The following is a 7131-nucleotide window of genomic DNA, read 5'->3' as shown; positions in this document are numbered from 1 at the left end:
TGGGCATTTGGCGACTGTAGAATATCAAAAGGAAGAAGCTTTAAGACAAGGATTAGAACAAGGATTACAGCAAGGTAGAATTGAAACTATAGTAGATTTAATTAAAAATGGAATACTGACGAAGGAAGTAGGGGCAAAACAATTAAACATTTCAGTCCCAACATTAGAATCCTATTTATAGCATCTGATTTAGTATAACGTTTTTACTGAAATAATTGACAAATGTGAGAGATTTTCTTATACTAAATGAGTATTGCCCAGTCAGATAAAAGAATTTTAATCGTAGAGAGGTCTAGCCGGTGAAAACGACCACAAAATTTATGCTCCTGATTGGATTTTTGTAGAAATACAGACGCTTCCCGCGTTATCGGAATGAATGAGGATGAAATGCTGTTTCATTGTAAGCAAGGTGGTACCGCGTGGTAGACGCCCTTGTAACAATGGGGCAGTTTTTATTTTTTTATAATAAACGAAAAGGATGGTAAAGATGAAAAAATTATCTAGTAGCGAAATTCGTCAAATGTATCTTGATTTCTTCCAAGAGAAAGGACATAAGGTACATCCAAGTGCAAGTTTAATTCCTGTTAATGATCCAACATTATTATGGATCAACTCAGGGGTAGCTACATTAAAAAAATATTTTGATGGAACAGAAACTCCAGAAGTTCCAAGAATTACAAATGCTCAAAAGAGTATTCGTACAAATGATATTGAAAATGTAGGTCACACTGCAAGACACCATACATTATTTGAAATGATGGGGAACTTCTCTATCGGTGATTACTTCAAAGAAGAAGTAATTCCATGGGCTTGGGAATTTTTAACTAGTGAAAAATGGTTAGCATTAGACCCAAATCGTTTATATGTAACGTATTATCCAAAAGATCCTGAAACAAAACAATTATGGATGGAAAAAGTGGGATTACCAGAAGACCATATTATTCCAGTAGAAGATAACTTCTGGGATATCGGTGCTGGACCATGTGGACCAGATACTGAGATTTTCTATGACCGTGGTGAAAAATATCAAACATTAGCTGAAGATGATCCTGAAAACTATCCAGGAGGAGAAAATGAACGTTACTTAGAAATTTGGAACTTAGTATTCTCTCAATTTAACCATATGCCAGATGGAACTTATCCTCCATTACCTCATAAAAACGTCGATACGGGGATGGGATTAGAGCGTGTAGTTTCTGTTATTCAAGATACTCCAACGAACTTTGAAACAGATTTATTCATGCCAATTATTCAACAATTAGAACAATTAAGTGCTGGTAAAAAATATAATGCTTCAAAAGATTTAGATGTTTCATTTAAAGTTATTGCTGACCATATTCGTGCAGTAAGTTTTGCGATTGGTGACGGAGCTTTACCTTCAAATGAAGGACGTGGATATATTATCCGTCGTTTAATTCGTCGTTCCGTTATGCATGGTCAACGTTTAGGAATTCAAGGTTCATTCTTAACAAAATTAGTTCCAACTGTTGCAAGCATTATGCATAGTTACTATCCAGAAGTGACTGAAAATATTGAATTTATTCAAAAAGTAATTGCAAACGAAGAAAATCGTTTCCAAGAAACTATTCATGATGGACTTGCAATTTTAGAAACAGTATTTGCTGAAATGAAAGAGAAAAATCAAACAGTTTTATCAGGTGAAAATGCCTTTAAACTATATGATACTTATGGATTCCCTTATGAATTAACATTAGAATATGCTAGTGATAATGGTTATGAAGTGGATGAAGAAGGATTCCAAGCTGAAATGAAAGCACAAAAAGAACGTGCTCGTGCAGCTCGTAATACTGAAACTTCTATGAATGTTCAATCAGCTGTTTTACGTGATATTACTGTAGAAAGCTCATTTGTTGGATATGATCGTACTACAGATAATGGAGTATTAAAAGCTATTGTATTTGAAGATGAATTAGTAGAATCAGCTTCAGAAGATACAAGAGTACAAGTTGTCTTTGATCAAACTCCATTCTATGCAGAAATGGGTGGTCAATTATCTGACCATGGTGTAATTAAAGATGAATCAGGTCAAGTAGTTGCAACAGTCGTTCAAGTGAAGAAAGCTCCAAATGGTCAACCTTTACATACAATTGATGTCGTTGCTCCAATGCAATTAAACTCAACTTATGTATTAGAAGTAGATCAACAAGAACGTGCTAAATTAATAAAAAACCATACTGCAACTCACTTATTACACCAAGCATTAAAAGAAGTATTAGGAACACATGCAAACCAAGCAGGTTCATTAGTAGCTCCAGGATACTTACGTTTTGACTTTAGCCACTTTGGACAAGTAACAGCTGAAGAATTAGCTGAAATGGAAAGTATTGTAAATGAAAAAATTTGGGCAGCTTTAGATGTAGTGACTATTGAAACTACATTAGAAGAAGCGAAAAAATTAGGTGCAATGGCTTTATTCGGTGAAAAATATGGTAATAAAGTTCGTATGGTAAACATTGCAAACTGGTCTATTGAATTATGTGGTGGAGTTCACGTTTCAAATACTCAAGAAATCGGTCTATTCAAAATTATTTCTGAATCTGGTATTGGTGCAGGAGTTCGCCGTATTGAAGCTGTAACTAGTCAAGAAGCATTTGAGTTATTAGCAAAACATGAATTGTTATTAAAACAAATTGCAAGTGATGTTAAAGCGGTACAATTAGATAGTACTCCAGAACGAGTTTCTCACTTACAACAAGAATTAAAAGAAGCTCAACATGAAATTTCAGCTTTAAAAGCTAAATTAATGAAATCTGAAGTAGCAGACTTATTCGAATCTGTTTCTACAGCAGGAAATTACTCATTTATTACTGTTCACTTACCAAACAAAGATATGAATGAATTACGTCAATTAGCAGATACTTGGAGACAAAAAGCAGCAAGTGATGTATTTGTAGTTGCTACAAATGAAGGTGAAAAAGCGAATTTATTAGCTGCAGTTTCTAAAGATGCGAATGAAAAAGGAATTAAAGCAGGAGATATTATCAAAGCGATTGCTTCACATATCCAAGGTGGCGGTGGTGGCCGTCCAGATATGGCTCAAGCAGGTGGTAAAAATCCAGCAGGTATTCCAGCTGCGTTAAAAGCAGTAGAAGAGTTCTTAACTCAAGCATAATCATTAAATTGAAATGGAGTAGGATGTGATCCATTCTACTTCATTTTTTTAAGGAAAGTTTAATCTCTATCGAATTGATTGTAGTTTTTTGAAAAATCTAGTAGAATGAAGTTACAAAGAAATGAGGTGTTAATATGAGTTCAATGGATGAAACAGTTCTATTTAACTTTCATGATAAAGATGAAAAAACAGTACAAGAGACACTAACAATTGTTTATGATGCATTAAACGAAAAAGGTTATAGTGCAGTGAATCAAATTGTTGGGTACTTATTATCTGGCGATCCAGCTTATATTCCTCGACATCGTGATGCTAGAAATCTAGTAAGACATCACGAGCGTGATGAAATTATCGAAGAATTAATCCGCCATTATATTCGTTCGACAGGTAGAGATTGTTAATGAGAGTAATGGGATTAGATGTCGGCAGTAAAACAGTTGGAGTTGCAATTAGTGACCCATTAGGTTGGACTGCTCAAGGTGTTGAAACAATTGCGATTAATGAAGCTGCAAGTGAATTTGGCTTTAACCGTGTGGTGGAATTGGTTAAAGAATACGAAGTTGAGAAGATTGTTATCGGTATGCCGAAAAACATGAATAATACAGCTGGACCAAGAGCAGAAGCTTCACAAAAATATGGTAGAAGTTTAGAAAAGCGATTAGAAATTCCAATCGTTTTTCACGATGAAAGGTTAACAACGATGCAAGCAGAAAGGATGCTTGTTGAGGAGGCGAATGTTTCTCGTAAAAAGAGAAAAGAAGTCATTGATAAGTTAGCAGCCGTCATCATTTTACAAAATTATTTAGATTTAAATATTAAATAGAAAAGAGGAAACGTAATGACAGAACATACACATGAACATGATGGACATGAACATATTACAATTATTGATGAAGAAGGAAATGAAGTCTTACACGAGGTTTTATTTACTTTCGATTCAGAAGATTTTGGTAAATCATATGTTTTAGTATACCCAGCAGGAATTCCAGAAGGAGAAGAAGTTGAACTTCAAGCATTTTCATATGTTGAAGCTGAAGATGGTACTGAAGGCGACTTACTTCCTATTGAAACTGATGAAGAATGGGATATGATTGAGGAAGTTTTAAATACTTTCTTAGATGAAGAAGAAGAATAATGATTTGAGAAGACGCCAGATAGAATGCTATTTGGTGTCTTCTTTCCTTTTAGGAGGCGAAATTGGATAGCGTAGGACGGCAGCAGCTTCACAAGCGAATCTCATGGCTAAAAATCGAGCCTTGGTCTCGATTTTTCCAGTAAATAAATCCGTATGTATTGGCTTTATTTACTTGTGCTACTGCGTCAAGTTCATTTCGCTGGACGTGTGTTTATGAAGGAGCGTTTGAATGATGGACTTGTCTTGAGTAACGGAGGACAGTAGTAGTTCGGTCTCATGTCTGAATTTCCCTTGTATGAGTCTCATTGATAGAATTTGTAACATAATTGTAGAACTCCTAGTCTTCAATTGTTATATGAATTCATGTATAATGACAACGAAGTTAAAAGGAGGCGGATTATGTCAAAAAAAGAGCGTTTTAAAACAAATTTTATGTATGAAAATGAAGAACTTAGAGCTATCCGAAAGAAAGAATCAAAAATTACTCGAAATATTGTTCGATTATTTGCCATTCTATTTGCTGTAATTGTGATTGGTGGAGGGGCATATGGTTACTATTATGTATCTAACTCATTAAAACCAGTGGATACAAAACAAACTCAAGCAGTTGAAGTTGAAATTCCAGCTGGTTCTTCTGTTAAGCAAATTGCAAAAATTTTAGAAGACAATAAATTGATTCGAAATGCAAAAATTTTTAATTTCTACATTAAATTTAAAAATGTAGCTGGATTTAAAGCAGGATTTTATCAATTATCTCCATCTATGGATATTGATCAAATTTTAGGACAATTAGCAGATGGCGGTAAAGATAAATCTGCTAATGTAGCTAAAGTAGTCGTGCGTGAAGGTGAAACATTAACAGGAATTGCAGAAGAAGTAGAAAAATCTACGAAATATTCTAAAGAAGACTTTATGAATAAAGTACAAGAGCAAAGTTTTATTGACCAATTAGTACAAAAATTCCCACGTTTATTTAAGGATGCACAAAAAGCTCAAAATGTTCGTTATTTCTTGGAAGGATATTTATATCCTGCAACTTATGATGCAGACGAAAATAAAACCTTACAAATGATTATTGAAGAAATGGTTGCTAAAACAGACAGTATCTTATCAAAATATTATGCAAAAATTTCTCAAGGAGATTATAATGTTCATGAGATTTTAACAATGGCATCCTTGTTAGAAAAAGAAGGATATAAAGTAGAAGATCGTCAAAAGATTGCAAGTGTATTTTATAATCGGATTAAAAAGAATATGATGTTACAAACAGATATTTCTGTATTATATGCTTTAGGCGAGCATAAAGAAGTCGTAACATTAAAAGATTTAGAAGTAAATTCACCGTATAACTTATATAAATATAGAGGATTGGGACCTGGACCGTTTAATAGTCCAAGTGAAGAAGCGATTTTAGCGGCAATTGATCCAGCTCAAACAGATTATGAATATTTCGTAGCAGATATTCAAACAAAAGAAGTTTATTTTGCAAAAACATATGAAGAACACTTAGCATTAAAAGCCAAATACGTTGATAAGGAGTAACTTATGAAAAAGAAGCCGATTGTTATTGGAGTGACTGGTGGTTCTGGTAGTGGTAAAACTACTGTTAGTAGAAGAATTTTGGAACACTTTCCAGAATTGAGTATTGTAAAAATTGATCAAGACTTCTATTATAAAGACCAAAGTGATATGCCTTTTGAAGAACGTTTAAAAACAAATTATGATCATCCATTTGCGTTTGATACTGATTTATTAATTGAACATATGAATAAGTTAATCAATTTTGAATCCATTGATGAGCCAGTATATGATTATGAAAATCATACAAGAAGTTCCAAGACGATTCATCAAGAACCAAAAGATGTTATTTTAATAGAAGGAATCTTAATTTTGGAAGATGAACGCTTACGTGATTTAATGGATATTAAAGTATATGTGGATACAGATGATGATATTCGAATTATTCGTCGAATTAAAAGAGATATGGTTGAACGTGGTAGAACACTTGACTCAATTATCCATCAATACATTACAGTTGTAAAACCGATGTATCATCAGTTTATAGAGCCTACGAAAAAATTTGCGGATATTATTATTCCTGAAGGCGGCTCAAATGTGGTAGCAATTGACTTAATGACAACGAAAATAGCTTCTATTTTAAGTGATTTAACATAAATTAGTCAGAAAATTAAAAATAATGCTTGCATTCTTCTTCATAAAATGGTATGTTTTTACCACTGTCAAAGCAGTAAAATGGAAAAGAGGGAGAAGCCAAATGACTGAGAAATTATATCCGATGACGCTTGAAGGAAAAGCTAAACTAGAAGCTGAATTGGAAGAATTAAAAGTAGTTAAACGTAAAGAAATCGTTGAGCGTATTAAAATTGCTCGTAGTTATGGTGACTTATCTGAAAATTCAGAGTACGAATCAGCTAAAGATGAACAAGCATTTGTTGAAGGTAGAATTACAACTCTTGAAAAAATGATTCGTTTTGCTGAAATTATTGACGATAATAATGTCGAAAAAGATGTCGTTTCATTAGGACGTAAAATTACTTTTATTGAATTGCCAGATGGTGAAGAAGAGTCTTATACAATCGTTGGTAGTGCAGAAGCAAATCCAATCGAAGGAAAAATTTCTAATGATTCTCCAATTGCAAAAGGAATCATTGGTAAGAAATTAAATGACGAAGTTGTTATCCAAACCCCTGGTGGAGACATGAAGGTAAAAATTACTAAAATTGAATCTGTATAAGAAATCTTTTGTGAACTGTAAGAGAATGACTTTCTCTTGCAGTTTTTTTAGTTGGCTCTTTGTCAAATAGGGTTGATGAAACAATTTTAGTGAAGGAATTAAGCAGCG

7 protein-coding genes and 1 pseudogene are annotated in these 7131 nt (G+C 33.5%); all 8 read left to right on the top strand.

Features of this window, described 5'->3' with window-relative positions:
- A pseudogene (locus RWR88_RS08385) lies at positions 1–181 on the top strand (hypothetical protein); the annotation flags it as partial.
- 306 nt (positions 182–487) lie between these two features.
- Entirely contained in the window at positions 488–3133 is a 2646-nt protein-coding gene (alaS, locus tag RWR88_RS08380) for an alanine--tRNA ligase (protein WP_314451786.1), read from the top strand.
- A 134-nt stretch (positions 3134–3267) separates the two neighbouring features.
- Positions 3268–3534, top strand: a complete 267-nt coding sequence (locus RWR88_RS08375) for an IreB family regulatory phosphoprotein (protein WP_314451784.1) — start codon at positions 3268–3270, stop codon at positions 3532–3534.
- On the top strand, positions 3534–3956 hold the full coding sequence (gene ruvX, locus RWR88_RS08370; protein WP_227931530.1) for a Holliday junction resolvase RuvX: 423 nt from the start codon (positions 3534–3536) through the stop codon (positions 3954–3956). The genes RWR88_RS08375 and ruvX overlap by 1 nt, the downstream gene beginning before the upstream one ends.
- 15 nt (positions 3957–3971) lie before the next feature.
- Positions 3972–4268: a DUF1292 domain-containing protein gene (locus RWR88_RS08365; protein ID WP_006702829.1), complete on the top strand. Its 297-nt coding sequence runs from the start codon at positions 3972–3974 to the stop codon at positions 4266–4268.
- A 399-nt stretch (positions 4269–4667) separates the two neighbouring features.
- On the top strand, positions 4668–5810 hold the full coding sequence (mltG, locus tag RWR88_RS08360) for an endolytic transglycosylase MltG (RefSeq protein ID WP_314451782.1): 1143 nt from the start codon (positions 4668–4670) through the stop codon (positions 5808–5810).
- A 3-nt stretch (positions 5811–5813) separates the two neighbouring features.
- Positions 5814–6443 carry a uridine kinase gene (udk, locus tag RWR88_RS08355; protein WP_314349508.1) on the top strand — a complete coding sequence of 210 codons (630 nt, stop codon included), beginning with the start codon at positions 5814–5816 and terminating at the stop codon, positions 6441–6443.
- 100 nt (positions 6444–6543) lie between these two features.
- Positions 6544–7023 carry a transcription elongation factor GreA gene (gene greA / locus RWR88_RS08350; protein WP_006702826.1) on the top strand — a complete coding sequence of 160 codons (480 nt, stop codon included), beginning with the start codon at positions 6544–6546 and terminating at the stop codon, positions 7021–7023.
- Positions 7024–7131: the final 108 nt, after the last annotated feature.

The organism is uncultured Granulicatella sp. (assembly GCF_963528195.1).
GTDB lineage: Bacteria > Bacillota > Bacilli > Lactobacillales > Aerococcaceae > Granulicatella.
The sequence above is the reverse complement of the archived record's forward strand: the minus strand, read 5'-3'. Positions and strand labels throughout refer to the sequence as shown.

Bases quoted from the DNA above. Each gene is read 5' to 3' on its own strand.
- RWR88_RS08375 (WP_314451784.1), top strand. From the start codon at position 3,268: ATGAGTTCAATGGATGAAACAGTTCTATTTAACTTTCATGATAAAGAT.
- ruvX (WP_227931530.1), top strand. From the start codon at position 3,534: ATGAGAGTAATGGGATTAGATGTCGGCAGTAAAACAGTTGGAGTTGCA.
- udk (WP_314349508.1), top strand. From the start codon at position 5,814: ATGAAAAAGAAGCCGATTGTTATTGGAGTGACTGGTGGTTCTGGTAGT.
- mltG (WP_314451782.1), top strand. From the start codon at position 4,668: ATGTCAAAAAAAGAGCGTTTTAAAACAAATTTTATGTATGAAAATGAA.
- alaS (WP_314451786.1), top strand. From the start codon at position 488: ATGAAAAAATTATCTAGTAGCGAAATTCGTCAAATGTATCTTGATTTC.
- RWR88_RS08365 (WP_006702829.1), top strand. From the start codon at position 3,972: ATGACAGAACATACACATGAACATGATGGACATGAACATATTACAATT.
- greA (WP_006702826.1), top strand. From the start codon at position 6,544: ATGACTGAGAAATTATATCCGATGACGCTTGAAGGAAAAGCTAAACTA.